At 60.0% G+C, this 20770-nt stretch carries 18 protein-coding genes; 4 read left to right on the plus strand and 14 right to left on the minus strand.

Translation table 11 applies throughout. The features are described 5' to 3' along the window. Positions 1–168: 168 nt before the first annotated feature. Positions 169–888 (plus strand): FadR/GntR family transcriptional regulator, encoded by a 720-nt coding sequence (locus AB4O41_RS03260; protein ID WP_367371745.1) that lies wholly within the window; start codon positions 169–171, stop codon positions 886–888. A 78-nt stretch (positions 889–966) separates the two neighbouring features. On the opposite strand, the gene AB4O41_RS03265 is transcribed toward AB4O41_RS03260, so the two are convergent. The 8 genes from AB4O41_RS03265 to AB4O41_RS03300 form a co-directional block, all read right to left on the minus strand. Beyond that, positions 967–3351, minus strand: a complete 2385-nt coding sequence (locus tag AB4O41_RS03265; RefSeq protein ID WP_460146198.1) for an efflux RND transporter permease subunit — start codon at positions 3349–3351, stop codon at positions 967–969. A gap of 28 nt (positions 3352–3379) precedes the next feature. After that, positions 3380–4447, minus strand: a complete 1068-nt coding sequence (locus AB4O41_RS03270) for a WD40/YVTN/BNR-like repeat-containing protein (protein ID WP_460146199.1) — start codon at positions 4445–4447, stop codon at positions 3380–3382. Positions 4448–5514: 1067 nt separating this feature from the next. Further along, positions 5515–8172, minus strand: a complete 2658-nt coding sequence (pepN, locus tag AB4O41_RS03275) for an aminopeptidase N (protein ID WP_460146201.1) — start codon at positions 8170–8172, stop codon at positions 5515–5517. Between the two features lie 10 nt (positions 8173–8182). Continuing rightward, positions 8183–9013 carry a DUF2797 domain-containing protein gene (locus AB4O41_RS03280; protein ID WP_460146202.1) on the minus strand — a complete coding sequence of 277 codons (831 nt, stop codon included), beginning with the start codon at positions 9011–9013 and terminating at the stop codon, positions 8183–8185. Next, positions 9010–9270, minus strand: a complete 261-nt coding sequence (locus AB4O41_RS03285; RefSeq protein WP_038984092.1) for a YeaC family protein — start codon at positions 9268–9270, stop codon at positions 9010–9012. Before AB4O41_RS03285 ends, AB4O41_RS03280 begins: the two co-directional genes overlap by 4 nt. A gap of 30 nt (positions 9271–9300) precedes the next feature. Beyond that, complete coding sequence (locus tag AB4O41_RS03290) at positions 9301–10173, minus strand: rhomboid family intramembrane serine protease (protein WP_460146204.1); 873 nt, start codon at positions 10171–10173, stop codon at positions 9301–9303. Beyond that, positions 10170–11144 (minus strand): metallophosphoesterase, encoded by a 975-nt coding sequence (locus AB4O41_RS03295; RefSeq protein ID WP_460148266.1) that lies wholly within the window; start codon positions 11142–11144, stop codon positions 10170–10172. The genes AB4O41_RS03290 and AB4O41_RS03295 overlap by 4 nt, the downstream gene beginning before the upstream one ends. After that, complete coding sequence (locus AB4O41_RS03300) at positions 11141–12031, minus strand: NAD(+) kinase (RefSeq protein ID WP_030130396.1); 891 nt, start codon at positions 12029–12031, stop codon at positions 11141–11143. Before AB4O41_RS03300 ends, AB4O41_RS03295 begins: the two co-directional genes overlap by 4 nt. 124 nt (positions 12032–12155) lie before the next feature. On the opposite strand from AB4O41_RS03300, the gene AB4O41_RS03305 reads away from it, so the two are divergent. Further along, a complete protein-coding gene (locus AB4O41_RS03305; protein ID WP_460146206.1) occupies positions 12156–13106 on the plus strand; it encodes a DUF1853 family protein in 951 nt (316 codons plus the stop codon). 212 nt (positions 13107–13318) lie between these two features. Here AB4O41_RS03305 and AB4O41_RS03310 read toward each other — a convergent pair whose 3' ends face one another. Then, entirely contained in the window at positions 13319–13879 is a 561-nt protein-coding gene (locus AB4O41_RS03310; RefSeq protein ID WP_460146208.1) for an NADPH-dependent FMN reductase, read from the minus strand. A 182-nt stretch (positions 13880–14061) separates the two neighbouring features. On the opposite strand from AB4O41_RS03310, the gene AB4O41_RS03315 reads away from it, so the two are divergent. Both AB4O41_RS03315 and AB4O41_RS03320 read left to right on the plus strand, forming a co-directional pair. Next, entirely contained in the window at positions 14062–14298 is a 237-nt protein-coding gene (locus AB4O41_RS03315) for a hypothetical protein (protein ID WP_123495100.1), read from the plus strand. Positions 14299–14386: 88 nt separating this feature from the next. Continuing rightward, positions 14387–15280: a LysR family transcriptional regulator gene (locus AB4O41_RS03320; protein ID WP_460146210.1), complete on the plus strand. Its 894-nt coding sequence runs from the start codon at positions 14387–14389 to the stop codon at positions 15278–15280. Here AB4O41_RS03320 and AB4O41_RS03325 read toward each other — a convergent pair. From AB4O41_RS03325 to AB4O41_RS03345, 5 genes are all read right to left on the minus strand, one after another. Beyond that, entirely contained in the window at positions 15246–15860 is a 615-nt protein-coding gene (locus AB4O41_RS03325; protein ID WP_367371755.1) for a GNAT family N-acetyltransferase, read from the minus strand. The two genes, AB4O41_RS03320 and AB4O41_RS03325, sit on opposite strands and share 35 nt — an antisense overlap. A 14-nt stretch (positions 15861–15874) precedes the next feature. After that, positions 15875–18130 carry an Orn/Lys/Arg family decarboxylase gene (locus AB4O41_RS03330; RefSeq protein ID WP_460146212.1) on the minus strand — a complete coding sequence of 752 codons (2256 nt, stop codon included), beginning with the start codon at positions 18128–18130 and terminating at the stop codon, positions 15875–15877. Between the two features lie 294 nt (positions 18131–18424). Beyond that, positions 18425–19183: a DNA polymerase III subunit epsilon gene (gene dnaQ, locus AB4O41_RS03335; RefSeq protein ID WP_367371757.1), complete on the minus strand. Its 759-nt coding sequence runs from the start codon at positions 19181–19183 to the stop codon at positions 18425–18427. Between the two features lie 227 nt (positions 19184–19410). Beyond that, positions 19411–19863 (minus strand): ribonuclease HI, encoded by a 453-nt coding sequence (rnhA, locus tag AB4O41_RS03340; RefSeq protein WP_003180633.1) that lies wholly within the window; start codon positions 19861–19863, stop codon positions 19411–19413. A 92-nt stretch (positions 19864–19955) separates the two neighbouring features. Then, positions 19956–20714 (minus strand): methyltransferase domain-containing protein, encoded by a 759-nt coding sequence (locus AB4O41_RS03345; RefSeq protein ID WP_460146215.1) that lies wholly within the window; start codon positions 20712–20714, stop codon positions 19956–19958. Between the last annotated feature and the right edge of the window lie 56 nt (positions 20715–20770).

The following is a 20770-nucleotide window of genomic DNA, read 5'->3' on the forward strand; positions in this document are numbered from 1 at the left end:
GCGGGCTATCAGCCAACATCAATGTTGAATGTGATGGCCTCTTCGCGAGCAAGCCCGCTCCCACATTTAATCCCATATGCTTCAGGACTGTGCTTGCTCTGACGACCATCACTCGCCGCGCCTGCTATCATGCGCGGCACCCCATCGCACAGGATCGCGCCGTTCCCCATGGATTACCGCAAACCCTCCGAACGCAAAAGCATGCATTCGCGCATCGTCCAGGAACTGGGCATGCAGATCGTCTCGGGACGCTTCAAACCGGACGACAAACTGCCCGCCGAAGCCCTGCTATGCGAGGAATACGCGGTCAGCCGGCCGGTCCTGCGTGAAGCCACTCGCGTATTGGTCGCCAAGGGCCTGGTGTATTCCCGTCCGCGGGTCGGCACGGTGGTCAAGCAGCGCAAGGAATGGCACATGCTCGACCCGGATGTGCTGCACTGGCTGATGCAAAGCAGTCCGCAAAATGAATTCTTTGATCTGCTGACCAGCGTGCGCAGCATCATCGAGCCGGCCGCCGCCGCATTGGCCGCGCAGTTCGCCACGGATGAAGACATTGCCTCTATCGGCGAGGCCTACCAACGCATGGAAGCGGCACCGACCCCGGAAGCCTTGTTGCAACCGGATCTGGATTTCCATAGCCGCATCGCCGACGCGACTCATAACGACTTGCTGGCGAACCTGTGCAACATGCTGTCGGTGGCGATTGCAGAAGCCTTGAAGCACTCCAACCAACGACCGAATCTGCATGAATTGGCGATGCCACGGCACAAGGCGATCCTGACTGCTATCGAGAATCGCGATGCGCTGGGCGCACGGCATGCGACGCTGGTGCAACTGGATGATGCGCGCAGTGCGTTGAATGTGGTGTTGGGAACCGATCCCTCATAACCACCACAGGGACTGGTGCGAATTTGAGGTATAAAAAAGCCGCGACCTTGGTTGCGGCTTTTTAGTTTCAGCGACCGGTCAGTGAGCAAACAGCGAGTTGCCCTTCTGCCCTGCCAGCTTTTCCGGTTTGATCAGGAACCGCGCCAGCGCTGGCAGCAGCCACAACGCGCCGAACATGTTCCACAGCAGCATAAAGGTCAGCATCAGGCCCATGTCGGCCTGGAACTTGATCGCCGAGAAGATCCAGGTGCATACGCCGATCGCCAGGCACAGACCGGTGAACAGCACGGCTTTACCGGTGGACTTCAGCGTCTGGTAGTACGCCTCTTGTAGCGGCAGACCGGCACGCAGGAAGCTTTCCAGACGGCTGTAGATGTAGATCCCGTAGTCCACGCCAATCCCCACCCCGAGCGCGACCACCGGCAAAGTCGCCACTTTCACGCCGATGCCCATGAACGCCATCAATGCGTTGCCGAGTACCGAGGTCAGCACCAGCGGCAGCACGATGCACAAGGTCGCCGCCCAGGAACGGAAGGTGATCATGCACATGGTCGCGACGCAGATGTACACCAGAACCAGAATGGTCAGTTCGGAGCGTTTGATCACCTCGTTGGTGGCCGCTTCGATCCCGGCATTACCGGCGGCAAGGATGAATTCCAGGCCTTCCTTGTTGTTGTCTTTGGCGAAGTCCTGCACCGCATGCACCGCACGATCCAGGGTTTCAGCCTTGTGATCGTTGAGGAACACCAGCACCGGCGCCAGGGAGCAATTGTTGTTGTACAGGCCATCGGCACGGGCGATGGAGTTGTTCAGCACGTCCGGGTTGCGCGACAGGGTTTCCCATTTCAGGTTGCCCTCGTTCATGCCCTTGATCATCTGCTTGGACACGGTCACCAGCGAGATCGCCGACTGCACGCCCTCGGTGTTCTGCATCTTCCACATCAGCTCGTCGATCGGCGCCATGGCCTCATAACGCGAGCAACCTTCGGACTTGGTCTTGACCATCACCACCAATACGTCGGAACTGGTGGAGTAGTTGTTGATGATGAAGCTGTTGTCCTTGTTGTAACGCGAGTCCGGACGCAGCTCCGGCGCGCCTTGGTCGAGGTCGCCGATTTTCAGGTTCTGGCTGTACCAGAGGCCGCCACCGAAAGCGATCAGCGCCAGGGCAATGGAAATCGGGGCGACTTTGGGGCTGGCAAAGTTCGACAGCAGGCGCCAGAACGGATGCTCGCGGTGCGCGTCTTTCTTGCTGCGTTCGACGGCGCGCTTGCTGATACCGACGTAGGAAATCGCCACCGGCAGCAGAATCAGGTTGGTGAACACGATCACCGCCACGCCGATGGACGCGCCGATGGCCAGTTCACGAATCACGCCAATGTCGATGATCAGCAGCGTGATGAAGCCCACCGCATCCGCGAGGATCGCGATCATCCCCGGCAGAAACAGCTGACGGAATGTACGGCGTGCCGCTGTCAGCGCGTTCTCCGCCTCGCTGGACTGCAAGGCGATACCGTTGATTTTCTGCACGCCGTGGGAAATCCCGATAGCGAAGATCAGAAACGGCACCAGCATCGAATACGGATCAAGCCCGAAACCGAAGAAGTGCATCAGGCCGAGCTGCCAGACCACCGCCACCAGCGTCGTGCTCAAAACCGCCACGGTACTGCGCATGCAGTTAGTGAACCAGTACAGCAGGATCAGCGTGATGACGAAGGCGACGCCGAAGAACATCACCACCATGACCAAGCCATCAATCAGGTCGCCGACTTTCTTGGCGAACCCGACAATGTGGATCTTCACGTTGGGGTTCTGCGCTTCGAACTTGTTGCGGATCTTGTCCTCGAGCTCGTGAGAGAACTGGCGGTAGTCCAGCGCCAGCAACTTGCCCTGGTCCTGCGGGTCCGGGTAGGACTCCAGCAGCGGGATGTCGACGATGCTCGACTTGAAGTCGTTGGCCACCAGGCGCCCGACTTGCCCGGACTTGAGCACGTTGTTGCGCAGCAGGTCGAGGCTTTGCTGGGAGCCGTTATAGCTCTGGGGAATCACTTCACCACCGGCGAAACCCTCCTCCGTCACCTCGGTCCAGCGCACGCTCGGGCTCCACAGCGACTTGAGGCCGGAACGGTCGACGCCGGAAATGTAGAACACCTCGTCGTTGATCTGACGCAGGGTCTCCATGTATTCCTTGGAGAAGATGTCGCCATCGGTGGCTTCCACGGAAATCCGCACCGTGTTGCCCAGGTTCGCCAGATCGTTGCGGTGCTCCATCATTTTTTCAATGAATGGATGCTCGAGCGGGATCATTTTTTCGAAGCTGGTGGACGGCCGGATCAACGTCGCCTGCCAGAACAGGAAAACACTGACCAGCAGGCAGATGACGATGACTGCCGGGCGATTGTTGAAAATCAGGCGCTCAAGAAACGTCGCCTTGTCCTGATGAGGAGTGCTTAAGGATGTCATAGACCCGCCTTCTTATTATTTGCCCGGCTCATTTGGACGACCCGTTTTTTCCATTCTCTGCGCCGGTGGGCGAAGTAACGCGAACGCCACCCTGTCCTGCCAGAATCAGATTGCCGTTGCCTGCTGCCGTCACCGCCGAAACGGAAATGCGATCCGGGCGATTGAACACGCTGAAGGTTTCGCCGTCGTCGGTGCTGCGAATAATGCTGCCGCCGTTGCCGACGATCACGATGGATCCGTCATCGAGCAGCGTGGCGCCAGACAGGCCGAACTCCAGCGCGCCGCGTGCAGCCTTGAGCTCGACCTGCTCCCAGGTGTTGCCGAAATCCGTGGAACGGTAGAGGTTGCCGCGCAACCCATAGGCCAGCAGCGTGGCCGGTTGCGCAGTGCCGATCACACCGAACAGCGAGCCTTCGTAGGGGCCCTCAAGCTTTTCCCAGGTCTGCCCATCATCGGCGGAGCGGAACATGCTGCCCTGCTCGCCGACGATGAAAATACCGGAATCCTTGACCGCGGCAATGGCGTTGAGGTGGTATTGGTCTTCGTTGTCGAGACGGTCGCTGACGTCTTCCCAGTTTTTTCCGCCGTCGGTGGTTTCCAGCAACGCACCGTAAGCGCCCACGGCAAAGCCGCTGTTAACGTCCTTGAACCAGACGTCGAGCAGCGGCGATTCGCGTTTCAGGTCTTCGAATTGCTTGGTCCAGGTGATGCCGCCGTCTTCGCTGGCGAGGATCTGCGCATCATGGCCAACGGCCCAGCCGTGTTTGTCATCGACAAAAAACACTGCCGTCAGCAGTTGCCGGGTCGGCACCTTGGCCTGGGTCCAGGTCGCGCCCTGGTCATCGGAATACAGAATGTGCCCGCGATCGCCGACCGCCACCAGGCGTTTGCCGGCGTGTACGACATCGAGCATCAGGCCTTTGCTGGCCTTGGCGGATTCAACGGAATAAACCACATCGGTGGCCGACGCGGCAGCGGCCAGCGCGGGCGCCGACAGCACGGTACAGCCCAACAGCGAGAGCGCTGTAGCCAGCAACGCGAACCTGCGTAACGCCGGCGGGCGGCCAATACTCACACCCATGACAGGCTCACTCATAGACCTTCCCCCACATTATTATTGTTAGGTCGTTCAACCCTTCAGGGCGCCGTAAGGGATGCTCATCGGGATTGACCTATTCAGGAGCATAGTCCTGAAACCCGCAATCCAGAGCCCCTTCGGAAGCTGGCTTATCCTATCGGGGTTTGGAAAGGTCTGACAATCGACGCCACGTTATGTTTTGTTAACTGGAGGGGTATGGGGTGGGGGTGAATGATTGGGTATCAGGTGGGGTGATTGGTTTTTGGGGTTTTGGTGTGCATATCCGTTGCTGCGGTCACGGCGGCTATTGGTTTCGCTTTTACAGCGAGTCACTTTCGAAAAGCGCGAAAGTAACCAAAGCGCTTTTTGCCCCTTTCGTTCGGTGCCTCGCCTAGGCTCGGCATGCCCTCGCTCCGGTCCTGCTCCGTGGGCCCGCCGCGATCGGCCATCCATGGCCGTGCGCGGCTAACCCGGCATCCATGCCGGGTTGCCCACTGCGCAGCACCTCCTCTCGCCTCTCGAGGGGGCGGTGCGTCAACATCAAAAGCGAGGCGGCCTACCGGCCGGCCTAAGCTCAAGTACACGTGTTCCCCCTGTAGGAGCTGCCGAAGGCTGCGATCTTTTGATTTTGCTTTGGCTTTGGCTTTGGCTCTGGCTTTGGCTTTGGCTTTGGCTCTGGCTCTGGCTCTGGCTTTGGCTTTGGCTTTTGATCTTGATCCACCGCCCCTTCGGGAGGCTGAGTGGAGGTGTTCATCTGGGGATTGGCGCGTAGCGCCGTTCGACGCAGTCGAACCCATCGCATGTAGGTCGTAGCGAAGCAGACCGTAGGGCGATGCCCCCAGATGGATACCGGAGCGAAGGAACGCCGAGCCTTAGCGAGGGGCCGGACGCTTGGGGCGAGACCTTTTGGGTACTTTTGGGGCGTTTGCCAAAAGTGCCTCGCCGTAAGGGCGAAACCATAAGTAGCCGTGACCGCAGAAACGGATATGTACACCATCAAAAATCCCGGTCGGCTATCAGGCCGCCTTCGCGAGCAAGCCCACTCCCACAGGGGTCCGAGTGAACCCTGCGGGAGCAAGACCAAATCAGGCCAGGCTTTTGCTGACCACTTCAAACACATCGCTGGACAGTTGCCCCGAAGCACGAATCCGCTCCAACTCACCTTTCATCAACGCCTGACGAGCATCGTCGTATTTGCGCCAGCGAGTCAGCGGCGCCAGTTGGCGAGAGGCGATCTGCGGGTTAAACCCGTTCAGCTCGATCACCAGATCCGCCAGGAACCGATACCCGGAACCGTCGGCGGCATGGAAGTTGATCAGGTTCTGCCCGGCAAACGCGCCGATCAGGGCTCGCACCTTGTTCGGGTTCTTGATGGTGAACGCCGGGTGTTGCATCAAGGCTTTGACCCGCTCCAGACCGCCCGGCAATGTGCTGCCGGCCTGAACGCTGAACCACTGATCCATGACCAGCGGATTGTCCTTGAAGTGCTCGGCGAAGGTCGCCAACGCCGTGGCTTTCTGCTCTTCGAACGGCGAATTCACCACCACCGCCAACGCCGTCAGACGCTCGGTCATGTTGTCGCTGGTGTCGAACTGCTCAAGGGTTGCCGCCAAGACTTCCGGCTTGCCGCTGAGCATCAGGTACGACAGCGCAATGTTTTGCAGCGCGCGGCGGGCGAAATGCTCGGCCTCGGCCACATACGGCGTTTTCTTCGAGAGATCGCGATTGGCCTGATAACGCAGCCACAATGCCTCGAACAAGCCTTCAGCCAATTGCTTACGGGCAAACTCGCGGGCCGTGTGAATGGCGTCTACGTCAGCCACTTCACTGATCTCGGTCAGATACGCCTCGCCCGGCAGCGAAAGCATCTCGGCGACCATCGCCTGATCCAGTGTGTCGTCGGACAGCACGGTACGCAGTGCTGCAACCAAACGCTGATCCAGCACCAGCGCTTCACCCTTCTGTTGCTGTTCGATCAACTCTTGCAGTACTTGCACCGACAATTGCTGACCGGCATCCCAGCGGTTGAAACCGTCGCTGTCGTGCTGCATCAGGAACATCAGCTGATCGCGGTCGTACGGGAAGCTCAGTTTCACCGGCGCCGAGAAGCCGCGTAGCAACGAAGGCAGCGGCTTTTCAGCAATGTCGATGAAGGTGAAGGTCTGCTCGGCCTCAGTCACCGAAATAACCCTCGAGGTGCCTTGAGCACTGGCTTCACCGGCAAGACGCAGGGCAACTTCACCACCCTTGCTGTCCAGCAGGCCCAGTTCCACCGGAATCACGAACGGCCGTTTTTCCACCTTGTCCGGGGTTTCCGGACAGCTCTGGCGGAAGGTCAGGCTGTAGGCTTTCGCTGCGGCGTCGTAGGACTCGCTCACCGCCAAACGCGGTGTGCCGGCCTGGCTGTACCAGCGTTTGAATTGGGTCAGGTCAACGCCGTTTGCGTCTTCCATGGCCTTGATGAAGTCGTCGCAGGTCACGGCCTGGCCGTCATGGCGTTCGAAGTACAGGTCGCTGCCTTTGCGGAAGCCTTCGGCGCCAAGCAAGGTGTGGATCATGCCGACCACTTCCGAACCCTTTTCGTACACGGTCAGGGTGTAGAAGTTGGAAATCTCGATGAAGCTGTCCGGGCGCACGGCGTGGGCCATCGGGCCGGCGTCTTCGGCGAACTGGTGGGTACGCAGGTACGCCACGTCCTGGATGCGTTTGACCGTGGCCGAGTTCATGTCGGCGGAGAAGCCGGAATCGCGGAACACGGTGAAGCCTTCCTTGAGCGACAACTGGAACCAGTCGCGGCAAGTCACACGGTTGCCCGACCAATTGTGGAAGTATTCGTGGGCAACGATCGCTTCCACACGCTGGTGCGCGGCATCGGTAGCGGTTTCGGCGCGGGCCAGTACGGCGCTGGAGTTGAAGATGTTGAGGCCTTTGTTCTCCATGGCGCCCATGTTGAAGTCGTTGACCGCGACGATCATGAAGATGTCCAGGTCGTACTCGCGACCGTAAACTTCTTCGTCCCAGCGCATCGACTTCTTCAGGCTGTTCATGGCGTGCTGGCACTTGTCGATGTTTTCCGGCTCGACGTAGATGCGCAGCGCCACGGAGCGCTCGGTCATGGTGGTGAAGGTGTCTTCGACGCACCACAGGTCACCGGCCACCAGCGCGAACAGGTAGGCCGGTTTCTTGAACGGGTCTTCCCAGGTCGCCCAGTGCCGGCCGTCTTCGCCAGGACCTGAGGCAATCGGGTTGCCGTTGGACAGCAGCACTGGATAGCTGTGCTGCTCGGCGACCACCGTGGTGGTGAACGTGCTCATCACATCCGGGCGGTCGAGGTAATAGGTGATCTTGCGGAAACCTTCGGCTTCGCACTGGGTGCAGAACATGGTGCCGGATTTGTACAGCCCTTCCAGGGCGGTGTTGGTTTCCGGGTGGATCTTGACGCTGGTATCGACCGTGAAGGTGGTGCTGGTCGGGTGCAGGGTCAGGTGATTCTCGGTCAACTGATACTGCGCCGCAGAAAGCTCTTGGTCGGCCAATGTCACCGACAGCAGTTCGAGTTGCTGGCCGTCCAGCACCAGCGGCGGCAGGCCCGGGCCACGTTCAGGATTACGGCGCATCACCAGTTGCGCATGGACCAGGCTGTGGTCCTCGAACAACTCGAAGGTCAGGTGCGTCTCGTCGATCAGGTACTCAGGCGCCTGATAGTCCTTCAGGTAGATCATCTTCGGTTGTTCGGTGCGCATACTGGAATCCTTACTGATGCACGGCGAGCTGGTAGGCCGTGTATTTACGAATATTGATCACGCCGGTGTCGAAAATCAGGTACTGGCCCTTGATCCCCAGCAGCGTGCCTTCGGCAATCGGGTTCTTGTCCAGGTTGAAGCTGACAATCTTGGCCGGATATTGCTCGATCGGATAGCGGATCTCGAGCGGTTCGACATCGGTAATGGTCTGGATTGCTTGTAGGCCAAATCGTTCCTGCAAACCTTGCAAACCTTCCGCACAACTTTCAAACAGCTGATCGCGAACCTGCGCCAGGTCCACAGATACCGCATCGCCCTTGAGTAAAGCACGCCAGTTGGTCTTGTCAGCCACCTGACTGCGGAACAGATCTTCGACGAAGCCCGACTGCTGACGGGTCGCGACGCGCATGATCGGCAAGGCCTGGCTGGCGCCCTGATCGAGCCAACGGGTCGGCAGCTGCGTAGCACGGGTTATGCCGACCTTGATCCCCGACGAATTGGCCAGATACACCACATGATCGGTCATGCAGAATTTTTCGCCCCACGCAGGCTCACGGCAGGTGCCGGCGTCGTAGTGGCAACGTTCCGGGCTCATGATGCAAATATCGCACTGCGCCAGTTTGGTCATGCACGGGTAGCAGTAACCCTGGCTGAAACTGGTTTTGGTCTTGCGTCCGCAATGGGTGCAGTGGATCGCCCCCAGGTATTCCAGGCGCACTGTGGTGCCGATCAACGGATTGACCGGTACCTCGGCGTCGCCCAGACGAAAAGCGTACTGAACGTTCGGCCCGTCGAGGCGCGCCGACATTTTGCTGATTGCACCGCGGCCAATCTCGATCAATGGATAGCATCCGACTTGAACAGAATGTTTGGCACTTCAATCGACTTCGACTCGCATTCCTGCGGGCCCATGTAGCCGGTGCGCTCTTCCTCGGGCAGGTTCTGGATTTCCCAGGCGATCATCGCTTGCAGAGACAGTTCGCGCTGCTCGGCGGTGAGTTTGCCACCGTCGGACCATTTGCCGATTTCCACTGCCAGTTTCAGGCTCTGGTAGATATCCGGGGTGATGTTTTTGATCATTTCGTTAAAAGAAGACATCAAGGGCTCCGCGCTCTTTAATCACATAGCTTATTTGGAAGTCAGTTTACGGCGGTTGTACAAACCGCCCAACAAACCGGTGAAGCATCCGATGAGTAACCCGCTGACGTGGGCCGCGTTGGCAATCTGGCCGAAGCCGATCATCGAGACCAGCCCGGACAGGCACACCAGCAACCACACCAACATCATCACCAACACCCCTCGGGGCAGGCGATACGCCGGGTTCGGCGACAGGACCTGGAAGATCCAGCAATGCCCGAGCAGGCCGTACAGCACCCCGGACAACCCGCCAAACAGGCTCGGGCCGCTGAAAAGGTATTGGGTATAGTTGGACACCAGACTGAACAGCAACGTCAGGCCGATCAGGTTGATGCTGCCCTGCCGCGACTCGATGCGCCGCCCCAGTTCCCAGTACCACATGCCGTTCATGGCCAGATGCAGGATGCCGAAGTGGATCAGCATCGGCGTCACCAGACGCCACCACTGCCCCGCCGCCAAGCTATCAGCCAATGGCGTGAAATGGATGTACTCACCGACCACACGAAAATCGAGGAAGGTCAGCCAGCGTATCGTTTCGAGGTTTTCGCCCAGCAGCGTCACCATGCCGACGATCAGACTCAGCAGCAGCACCAGCGCCGTAGCCTTGCTGCAGCGCAATTGCTCGACGAAGCCCGGACGCTGCCGCGTCTGCGCGATCGGGATATCCAGTTGCTGATCGGGGTCGCCCGCCGGAAAGCGTTCGTACAATGAGCGTACGTCTTCGCTGATGTTGGCCGGGACCCACAGCACCTGCTCGCCCGCCTCTTCGCTGACCCGATGGGGCACTTGCATGCGCTGCAGCAATTTGACGAACCCGCTCAAATCCACCGCCAGAGGCAGACGTAATACCGCTACCGCCGTCATTGCAGCACCTCCGGCCGCTCGACATCGACCCAGACAAATTTATGCGGATCGAGACGGGTTTCCTGATCCAGACGATAAGCGACCAATTTGCCGTAGAGCACTGCGCTGTAATCCAGGCACGCCAGGTTCGGACGAATCGGCGCCGGTTTGCCGCTGCGCCAGTAGTGACCGACGAACAACAGCGGCTCATCGACGCCGTAGCGCAACAAGTTGTCTTTTTCGCTGGACGACAGCGGCGTGCGGGCCACCGGCTCAGGCAAGGCGTCGGGCTGGAACACGATGTCTCCGTAGGTTTGCGGGTCGTCTTCCCAGAATTTGGTGCGGAAAAACGAGCGCGTCAGGCCGTCACCGCTGGTCATGGTCAACCCGTGGGGCAAGCGCATGTCGGTGCCGCGCAACAGGCGATCGAACACGGTGCAGGCAAAACTGCCCGGCACCGCGGAGGCCTGGAGGAAGTGCTCATCGATGCAGCCGTCGGGGAACAACCCGCGCAACGGCTCGATCAGGCTGGCATCCCAGCAGGCATGCACGACGCGAAAGCGTCCGGCATCGACGAACAATGGCAGTTCATAGAACCATTGCAGGAAGTCATGCCATTCCGCGGGATGATCTTCGAACTGGGTCAGGGTTTCGTGCAACAGGCGGCCATGGCGCGGCGTGTGTTCACGCACGAACTGCTGGCCACTGCCCGGCAGCGCTGGCGTGCTCCAGCCAAGGGCGTTGAACTCATGGTTGCCCATGATGCACAGCGCCTGCCCGGCCTCGACCATGTCACGGACGATGTGCAGCGCCTCGCGAATCCGCGGGCCGCGGTCGATGATGTCGCCGAGGAACACCGCCATGCGCGACGGATGCCGCCAGACACCCGCCTGTTTGTGGTAACCGAGCCGGTCAAGCAAGTGCTCAAGGGTCAGAGCGCAACCGTGCACGTCACCAATCAGGTCGTAGCTACGCGCGGGATCGAGCATCAGTCGCCTCCACCACCCAACTTGCTGCCCCAGCCGAGCTTGGTCCGGCAGACTTCATAGTAGTTGTGGTCCAGCGGATGAATCAGCCGCAGTTTCTGCGCTTTCTTGCTGATGGTGATGGTGTCACCGGGCGCGCAGGTGAAGTGATTCTGCCCGTCACAGGAGACTTGCGGGTAAATCTGCATATCTTTGGACACGACGATTTTCAGCTCACTGTTGCCATCGACCACGATCGGTCTACCTGACAAGGTATGGGGGTACATCGGCACAATCACAATAGCGTCGAGCTTGGGATGCATGATCGGGCCACCCGCCGACAGCGCGTAAGCGGTCGAACCGGTCGGCGTGGCAACGATCAGGCCGTCGGCTTTCTGGCTGCAGACGAACTGGCCGTCGATGTACAACTCGAACTCGATCATCCGCGTCGATTTGCCGGGGTGCAGCACCACGTCGTTCAGCGCATCGCCCTGGCCAATGGCCTCGGCGTGGCGACGGACTTCGGCTTGCAGCAGGAAGCGGTTTTCCACCAGATAGTGGCCGTCGAGCACTTCGGCGACTTTGACTTCCAGCTCATCGGGACGAATATCGGTCAGGAATCCCAGGCTGCCACGGTTGATGCCGAGCACCGGAATATTGTGCTTGGCCAAGGCACGGGCGGCGCCCAGCAGGCTGCCGTCACCACCGACCACAATCACCATGTCACACACTTCACCGAGCATCTTGCGCGACGAAGTTTGCAGGCCATGACCCGGCAGGACTTCGGCGATGGTGTCTTCGAGGATCACGTGCAGGTGACGATCGAGCAGAAACCGTTTCAGTCGGCGGACGGTATCCAGCACCTGAGAACTGCCCAGGCGACCGATGATGCCGATATTACGAAATTGCTCCATGGGGCTCCTATTGGGACGCGGAGGGCCTGCGACGGCGAAAAACACGATTATGGGCGAAAGCGCGGCGTAGACAAAACCCTTTCAGCCACGACGGTGCGCTCGCGTTTCGGGCTATGCTCGCAAGATGATCCTATTTCCCGATTTGCTCCAGTTACCTCACCAGTTGCGCCACCCTGAAGTGCGCGACCTGGCTTGGGTCATCCTCGCGCCGCCGATGCTCAGCGTCACCCCGTGGTCGCAGCGTCATCCGCTGGCGGGCAGCGACTGGGTGCAGGCACCGGAGCGCCTGGAACACTGGCTCAGGCAACTGGACCGCGACAGTTACGACTTGTTGCACTGGCTGGCCCAAGCCAGAACCCGGCGGCTGGGTCTGTACTACGAACGGCTGTGGCAGTACGCCGTGCGGCACGCGCCGGGTATCGAGCTGATTGCCGCCAACCTGCCGATCCGCCGTGAAGGCCACACCTTGGGTGAGCTGGACATGCTGCTGCGTGATCGCGATGGCGTGCATCATCTGGAACTGGCGATCAAGCTCTACCTTGGGCCACAGAACGGTGACGGCCATGACACCGCGCAATGGCTCGGACCGGGTTGTCATGATCGGCTCGACCGTAAACTGAAGCACCTGAGCCAGCATCAATTACCGATTTCCGCGCGGGCGGAAAGCCGTGCAGTGCTGGCGTCGCTGGATATCCAGCAGTTCAGTGCGCATCTGTGGCTGGGCGGTTATCTGCTTTATCCGTGGCCGGGACAGTCCGAATCCCCGAGCGGCGCGCACCCTCAGCATTTGCGCGGTAGCTGGCTGCATCAGAAGGACTGGGCGGACTTTGTCGTGCAGCGCCCATTCGGTCGCTGGCAACCCCTGCCCCGCCATGCCTGGCTGGCGCCGGCACACTACCCCGAAGAGCAAACCTGGAACGCTGAACAGTTGAATGCATGGCTGAACGATCTGGACCCGCTGGCCCCGGCGCAGTTGATGGTACGGCTGACAGAACGTACGAACGGGGATTGGGAAGAAGCCGAGCGGCTATTTCTGGTGTCCGATCTTTGGCCGAATGTGCCGGGTAATGGTTGAGTTTTGTGGTGATTGGATGGGCGTCTTCGCGGGCAAGCCTCGCTCCTACAAGGACCTTCGCCATAAGGAGATCCAATGTGGGAGCGGGCTTGCTCGCGAAAGCGGTGGGTCAGTCGATATCAATGTTGACTGTGCTGCCGTCTTCGCGAGCAAGCCCGCTCCCACAGGGATTGTGGCTGGCCACAAGAATTAATCAGCGCCACGTAAACGGGTCATTGCTTTTTATGCTGCTCAACCCACAGCGCATACGCATCGATGAATTTCTGCAAGAACGGCCTCACCGACTCCGACAATTTGCCCGCCTCGTCGAACGCTGAGCCGGCGCCGCCCAGATAGGCCTCCGGCTGTTGCATGCACGGCACATTGAGAAACACCATGGACTGGCGCACGTTGTGATTGGCCCCAAATCCGCCGACGGCGCCCGGTGCAGCGCTGATCACCGCACCCGGCTTGCCGTTCCAGGCGCTCTTGCCATAGGGGCGCGAACCCACGTCGATCGCATTCTTCAATGGCGCCGGCACCGAACGGTTATATTCCGGGGTCACGAACAACACTGCGTCGGATGAACTCACTTGTTGTCGGAAAGTGCTGTAGGCTGCCGGCGGTGATTCGCCATCGATGTCTTCGTTGTAGAGCGGCAAATCGCCGATTTCGACGATAGTCAGCTTCAGATTGGCAGGCGCCAGCTCGGCCAGCGCCAGCGCGACTTTGCGGTTGATCGACGCTTTTCTCAGGCTGCCGACCAGAACGGCGATCTCGTAGACGTTGCTCATGGAAGATTCTCGACTGTCCGATGGAAAGAGCTTCTAGTTATAGATTTCAAATGACGATTCAACCAGTGAGCGACGGAAATCGCCGCCCCTGACTATTTTTTTCCTGTAGGAAAACTTACCTCGCCCAACCACGGTCTACAGAACCGCAAATTGAGTGATTTATCTCCAGAGGTTCTAAGCAGATGGCAGCAGTACTCGTCGGTCAGTTCCATGCAAGAGACGCGGAAGGCCGCGTTTATTCCGTGCATGAGTTCCAGGAATCCACCCCGTCGCACGACGGCCTCGCCGGCTCGGTGCCTGTCAGCACCTATAAGCTGGCCATTGGCGACCGGCTCAACAAACTCGACGACAACGAATTTGTGCTAGTGCAATCAGGCGTAACCCTCACTCGCGAACCTGAAACGAACGTGGCCTCATAACCCGCTGTTATGAGCAGAAGTCATATGCACGCACTTGAGTTAGGATTCAGTCACTGACTCCCTCACCTGCTGAACATGGACTTCACGCATGCGTTTACGTCATATCGAAGTAATCCAGGCGCTCCTGCAGACCGGTCACCTTGGCACCGCCGCCGAATGGCTGCAGCTGCCGGTGGCCGAGGTTGAACGCACCCTGCGTGATGCCGAGGATCAGTTGGGCTTCATGCTGTTTGCCAGCGTGCGTGGTCGCCTGCAAGCCACGCGCGAGGCGCGGGAGTTGCAGGTCGAGATCGGTCACGTCTACGAAGCCCTCGAGCCGGTCCAGCGACTGGCCAGCAGCCTCAAGCAATATTTGGCCCCGCCCCTGCGAATTATCTGCACCCCGCCTTTGGCGCAACAATTGTTGCCACACAGCATCGCGGCCCTGCGCCGACGCCTCCCAGACGCACCGTGCTCCCTCCTGAGCCAGCCGACCCGCGAAATTGTCAGAAGCTTGCTGCTGCGTGAAAGCGATCTGGGCCTGAGCCTGCATGACCCGGACCATGCCGACATCCATTGCCAGGTCATCGCTCAAGGCAAGCTCCAGCTGCTGGCGCCCCATGGTTGGCTGCAACCGAAACAGAAGTACATCTCGCTGCAGGACCTGGCCGGCCAGTCGATGGTTGGCCTGGAAGGTCACGATCCGTTAAGCCCGGCGCTGGACAACAAGCTGCATGCGCTGCGCCCTGCCCCGGTCATTCAGACCCGGGTCCAGACCCATCAGATGATGCGCAGCATGGTCGAGGCCGGTGAAGGCCTGGCGATCGTCGACCCGTTTACCGCCCTCGGCGCCAAATCGGCCGGGCTCGATGCCTGCCCGCTGGCGCCTGCCGTGCCGATCAGCGTCTATGCCTTGACCCTGAAGGGCGCCGAGCACTCTTCGGCCGTTCAGGCGCTGCTGGACATCATCACGGAACAAGCCGTGGCGATGTTGGCGAGCTGAGCGGGTTTTCCAGCGGATTATCGAACAGCCGATACCAGAACAGCGCCACCTCGGCGGTGTTCGGATCGATCCCGCGATAGCGCAGATGATCGACCCCGCCGACGGTGTAACCGCAACGTTCATAAAGTCGACAGGCGCCCAGGTTGTTGTTCTGGGTTTCCAGCATGATGCCCGGCAGTTTTTTCTTGCGGCTCCAGAACTGCGCCACGTCCAGCAGCGCCTTGGCCACGCCATGACGGCGCGCTGGAGCATGCACCGCCAATTCGTCGATATGGGCGAAGCCGTTCCAGTTGGTGCTGACCACCAGATGCCCCACCGGCTCGTCATCCAGATAGGCCATGAAAATCGCGCTGTCAGTGGCATCGTGAAAACTGCTGAATTCCTCGGGATCGATGCCATAACACTTGCGATACGGGGTGATTGGCGTCACCGGCCACTGCGCCACCGGCTTACCGATTTGCGCGGCACCATAGGCGGCGACTTCAAAACTGAAATCACTGCCCCAGATATAAGCCGCAAACCCCTCATCGGCGACACGCACCGAGAGGCCTGGGTATTTGGGATTCATGACTGGTTGCATACTCGGAAAGGTCCTCATTCCTTGATGCAATCGACGGTGTAGTGCCGTCCATTGCCCTCGTCTTCGTGTTGCAAGCCATGCACATCGGCGACAAATCCGGGGAAACTGCTGTCGAACGTACGGGCAAACTTCAGGTAATCGATGATCGAACGGGTCGACTCGGTGAAACGCTCGCCGGGCATGATCAACGGGATCCCCGGCGGGTATGGCACCAGCATTACCGCTGCGATCCGCCCGTCCAGTGCATCGATCGAAACAGCCTCAACCTCCCCGCGTACCAATTGATCATAGGCGTCCGCCGGCTTCATCGCGACTTCCGGCAGTACGGTGTACATGCGTTTGAGGTGTTTGGCCGTGGCATTGCTGCGATAACAGGCGTGCAATTGATCACACAGATCGCGCAAACCCATGCCTTGATAACGGGCAATATTGTGTTGCGCCACGCACGGCAGGCAGGTGGCCAGGCTGACATTGGCGTCGTAACTGCGCTTGAACTCCAGCAGCTCGGTCAGCAGCGTGCTCCATTTACCTTTGGTAATGCCCATGGAAAACAGCACCAGGAACGAATACAGCCCGGTCTTTTCCACGACCAGCCCACGTTCCCAGAGGAATTTGCTGACCACCGCCGCCGGAATCCCCCGCGCACTCAGGGCACCGCCCGCCGTCAAACCCGGCATCACCAGCGTGACCTTGATCGGATCGAGCAGCACGTAGTCGTCGGTCAAGCCGCCAAAGCCGTGCCAGTCGGCGTCAGGTTGCAGCAGCCAGTCTTCGGTGACCACCTGCTCGATTCCTTCGGCCGAGGGCGGTTGCCAGATGGAAAACCACCAGTCATCGGCGACAATGTGCTGGCGCAGATTGGCCAGGGCCCGGCGAAAACTCAGGGCCTCGTCAAACATTTCCTGCAACAGCGAACGCCCGGCCGGCCCTTCCATCATCGCCGAGGCCACGTCCAGCGAGGCGATGATGCTGTACTGCGGCGAAGTCGAGATGTGCATCATGAACGCTTCGTTGAAACGGTCGCGATCCAACTGCCGGGCCCCACCGTCTTGCACGTGAATCATCGACGCCTGACTGAACGCCGCCAGAAGTTTGTGCGTGGAGTGCGTAGTGAACACCAGCGGGCTGTCTTCGCTGCGAGAGGTGCCCATACCGTAACGGCCGGCGAAGAACTCGTGGAATGCCGCGTAGGCGTACCAGGCCTCATCGAAATGCAACACCTCGACGCTGTTGCCCAGGCTCTGCTTGATCAGCTCGGCGTTGTAACAGAGGCCGTCGTAAGTCGAGTTGGTCACCACCGCCAACTTGACCTTAGGCTCGCGACCCTGGGTCAACGGGCTCGCGTCGATCTTGGCCTGGATCGATTCGCGGCTGAATTCGCTCAACGGAATCGGGCCGATAATCCCCAGTTCATTGCGCTCCGGACACAGGTACAGCGGAATCGCGCCGGTCATGATGATCGAGTGCAGCACCGACTTATGGCAGTTGCGATCTACCAGCACCAGGTCATCGCGGGCCACCATGGAATGCCAGACGATCTTGTTGGCGGTCGAGGTGCCATTGATCACGAAAAAGGTATGATCGGCGCCGAAATTGCGCGCGGCTCGCGCTTCCGCTTCCGCCAGCGGGCCGGTGTGATCGAGCAGCGAACCGAGTTCCGGTACCGACACCGACAAATCCGAACGCAGGGTGTTCTCCCCGAAGAACTGGTGAAACGCCTGCCCCACCGGGCTCTTGTGATACGCCACGCCGCCGCCATGGCCGGGGGTGTGCCAGGAATAATTGGAGTCAGCCGTGTGCTGCACCAGCGCCTTGAAGAACGGCGGCAACAGACCGTCCAGATATTTACGCGCCGCGCGGGCGACTTGCCGGGCAAGGAAGGGCACGGTGTCTTCGAACAAATAAAGAATGCCGCGCAGCTGATTGAGCTCGGCCATGGCGTCGGCGGGGGCATTTTCCAGGGTCACCTGCTCGCCCAGGGCAAAGATCGGCAGGTCCGGCGCCCGAACCCGCGCCAGGCGGATCAGCTCGGTCATGTTATGCAGAAGATGAGCATGGGTGCTGGCGTCTTCGGCGGCAATCAACATGCAAGAGAGGCCGTGATGAGTCGAGGCGACCAGACGCCCTTCGTTGTAATCGACTGCAGAGACGATGCTGAAGCCTTCCTGCTCAAGCTCCCGGGCGATGCCACGCACACGATCACCGGCAACGGTGTCGGCTTTGATGTCGCGGTGGACGATCAGAACCGGGAATTTCAAATCTTTATACATGGGGCTCGGTGTCCTGAGGCGGCAGACCGTGGCCTGCCAATAACCTCAGGGTAGAGGGTTGGCGCGCATGTGGCGAGCGGGATGCCCTGAAGTGGGTCGGCGGGCGCACCAGCATGTGGCCAGCAAACCCATTGTTCAGAAAGTTTACCTGTGGCGAGGGAGCTTGCTCCCGTCGGGCTGCGAAGCGGCCCCCCTGCATTCGCTCAGATACACCGTGTTGGGAAAATTTGCGACTGCTGCGAAGCCGAGCGGGAGCAAGCTCCCTCGCCACAAAAGCCCTTCTGCTCGAAGGGCTCAGGCCTGAGCCTTGGCCTCGGCCAATTGCTGCCACAGCGACGGAGCGCCGGCGGATTTGGCGATGGCTTCAAGGCGCGCAATGTGCTGAGCCAGATCGTCTTCACTGGCACGGATGATCCGGATCGGCTGACGATCGGCCGGCAGACGACGGATTTCGGTGGCGGAGTTGTCCGCGCCTTCGCCTGAGCCATTGCCGTCGGACGCGTTACCGGCCAGCGACAGGCTGGTCTGGCCACCCGTCATGGTCAGGTAAACGTCGGCGAGAATCTCGGAGTCGAGCAAGGCGCCGTGCAGTTCACGGCCGGAGTTGTCGACGCCATAGCGTTTGCACAAGGCGTCGAGGCTGTTGCGCTGCCCCGGGTGACGTTCCCGGGCCATCATCAAGGTGTCGAGGATCGAGCAGTGTTGCGTGATGTCCGCACGATCGTGGTGGCCCATCAGGGCGAATTCGTTGTTGATGAAGCCAACGTCGAACGCCGCGTTATGGATGATCAGCTGCGCGCCCTTGATGAACTCGAAGAACTCATCGGCTACTTCAGTGAAACGCGGCTTGCCCACCAGAAATTCGTTAGTGATGCCGTGGACGCCGATGGCGCCTTCGTCACTCTCGCGATCCGGTTGCAGGTAAACGTGGAAATGCCGGCCGGTCAGGCGCCGACCGATCAACTCGACACAACCGATTTCGATAATCCGGTGGCCGTCGGTCACCGGCATGCCGGTGGTTTCGGTATCGAGTACAACGGATCTGGTGGCCATCAGTGCTCAGCTCTCAACGGGTCAATCGTGCAAAAGCGGCGATGTTAACACGCTCGCAGGGGTCTTTCAGATACACCGTGTAGCCCCCATCGCGAGCAGGCTCGCTCCCACTGATCGTTCCCACGCTCTGCGTGGGAACGCCTCAAAGGGACGCTCCGCGTTCCAATGGGACGCAGAGCGTCCCGGGCTGCATTCCCACGCAGAGCATGGGAACGATCAGTGAGGGTCTAGGCTTGTTTGTACCCACGCACTTCATCCACGCCACGGTTGGCCAGTTGGTCGGCCCGTTCGTTGCCATGATGGCCGATGTGCCCGCGCACCCATTTCCAGGTGACGTTATGGCGGTTGACCTGCTCGTCGAGCAGTTTCCACAGATCAGCGTTCTTCACCGGTTCCTTGGCCGCGGTTTTCCAGCCGCGCTTCTTCCAATTGGCCATCCACTCGTTGATGCCTTTCATCACGTACTGGGAGTCGGTCACCAGCAGTACGTCGCAGGAGCGTTTGAGCTCTTCCAGGCCACGGATCGCGCCCATCAACTCCATGCGGTTGTTGGTGGTGTTGGCTTCGCCGCCCCAGAGTTCTTTTTCAACGCCCTTGCACACCAGCAACGCGCCCCAGCCGCCCGGGCCAGGGTTGCCCTTACAGGCGCCATCGGTAAAGAGTTCTACGCTATCGCTCATGCCAATCTATCCAGAAAATGCGGTGGCTCGCCGATCGGTGACCGACAATGCCCGAGGCCGGGGCGAACCCGGCCGGGAAAATAAAATGTGTATTACGGTTCGAGGTGACGACGGTTGACCTTGGCCATCGGCAACGGAATCAGCTTGCCCATCGGTTCGCGCCGTTCCTGACGCACCGGCCGCAGGCCTACCACGATCTTGCGCGCGACCAATAAATAGAAGCCACCACCCGACAATTGCCAGTCACCTGCCTTGCGTTCCCAACCGGTCAGACGGGCCTGCCAGGCGGGCGACGCAAGCGGCGGACGATAGCACCCGAAGCGACGTTTCTCCAGCGCGAAGCCCAGCAGGTTCAGCCAGTCGCCAACCCGCGATGGCGAAATGCAACGGGCCTTGCGCAAGGCGTCATGGGCGAACACATGACGCAGGCCCCAGGTGCTCCAGGGGTTGATGCCGATAATCAGCAGATGCCCGCCGGGTCGCACGCTGCTCGCTGCTTCGCGCAGCAAACCGTGGGGTGACAGGCAGAAATCCAGCCCGTGCTGCAACACCACCACATCGGCGGCGTGCTCGCTCAACGGCCAGGCCTGCTCTTCACAAACGATCTCGACCCCCGGCAACGGCGCACCGAGCCGCACATTGCGCTGGACCTGCGGCGCCGACGGCGGTGTCTGCGCCGAGGGGCCGTAATGCACCAGGTAGCCGCCGAAGAAGCGCCCCAACTCGTCTTCGAGCATGCGTCGTTCTTCGTCCAGCAGAAATTGCCCGATGGGCCCGGACAGCCATTCACGGGCCGCGCTGATCAATGTCAGCCACTCAGGATCGGCCTGAGCGAACGCTTTATCGGTCATTGCATTCTCCAACGCGCCAGGAAGTTCTAAGATGCGCCAATGTTTTCCGCTTGGCG

The organism is Pseudomonas sp. S2_A02 (assembly GCF_054668495.1).

Bases quoted from the DNA above. Each gene is read 5' to 3' on its own strand.
- AB4O41_RS03270 (WP_460146199.1), bottom strand. From the start codon at position 4,447: ATGAGTGAGCCTGTCATGGGTGTGAGTATTGGCCGCCCGCCGGCGTTA.
- rnhA (WP_003180633.1), bottom strand. From the start codon at position 19,863: ATGAGCGATAGCGTAGAACTCTTTACCGATGGCGCCTGTAAGGGCAAC.
- AB4O41_RS03315 (WP_123495100.1), top strand. From the start codon at position 14,062: ATGGCAGCAGTACTCGTCGGTCAGTTCCATGCAAGAGACGCGGAAGGC.
- AB4O41_RS03330 (WP_460146212.1), bottom strand. From the start codon at position 18,130: ATGTATAAAGATTTGAAATTCCCGGTTCTGATCGTCCACCGCGACATC.
- AB4O41_RS03265 (WP_460146198.1), bottom strand. From the start codon at position 3,351: ATGACATCCTTAAGCACTCCTCATCAGGACAAGGCGACGTTTCTTGAG.
- AB4O41_RS03290 (WP_460146204.1), bottom strand. From the start codon at position 10,173: ATGACGGCGGTAGCGGTATTACGTCTGCCTCTGGCGGTGGATTTGAGC.
- AB4O41_RS03305 (WP_460146206.1), top strand. From the start codon at position 12,156: ATGATCCTATTTCCCGATTTGCTCCAGTTACCTCACCAGTTGCGCCAC.
- dnaQ (WP_367371757.1), bottom strand. From the start codon at position 19,183: ATGGCCACCAGATCCGTTGTACTCGATACCGAAACCACCGGCATGCCG.
- AB4O41_RS03285 (WP_038984092.1), bottom strand. From the start codon at position 9,270: ATGTCTTCTTTTAACGAAATGATCAAAAACATCACCCCGGATATCTAC.
- AB4O41_RS03310 (WP_460146208.1), bottom strand. From the start codon at position 13,879: ATGAGCAACGTCTACGAGATCGCCGTTCTGGTCGGCAGCCTGAGAAAA.
- AB4O41_RS03320 (WP_460146210.1), top strand. From the start codon at position 14,387: ATGCGTTTACGTCATATCGAAGTAATCCAGGCGCTCCTGCAGACCGGT.
- AB4O41_RS03260 (WP_367371745.1), top strand. From the start codon at position 169: ATGGATTACCGCAAACCCTCCGAACGCAAAAGCATGCATTCGCGCATC.
- AB4O41_RS03345 (WP_460146215.1), bottom strand. From the start codon at position 20,714: ATGACCGATAAAGCGTTCGCTCAGGCCGATCCTGAGTGGCTGACATTG.
- pepN (WP_460146201.1), bottom strand. From the start codon at position 8,172: ATGCGCACCGAACAACCGAAGATGATCTACCTGAAGGACTATCAGGCG.
- AB4O41_RS03300 (WP_030130396.1), bottom strand. From the start codon at position 12,031: ATGGAGCAATTTCGTAATATCGGCATCATCGGTCGCCTGGGCAGTTCT.
- AB4O41_RS03325 (WP_367371755.1), bottom strand. From the start codon at position 15,860: ATGCAACCAGTCATGAATCCCAAATACCCAGGCCTCTCGGTGCGTGTC.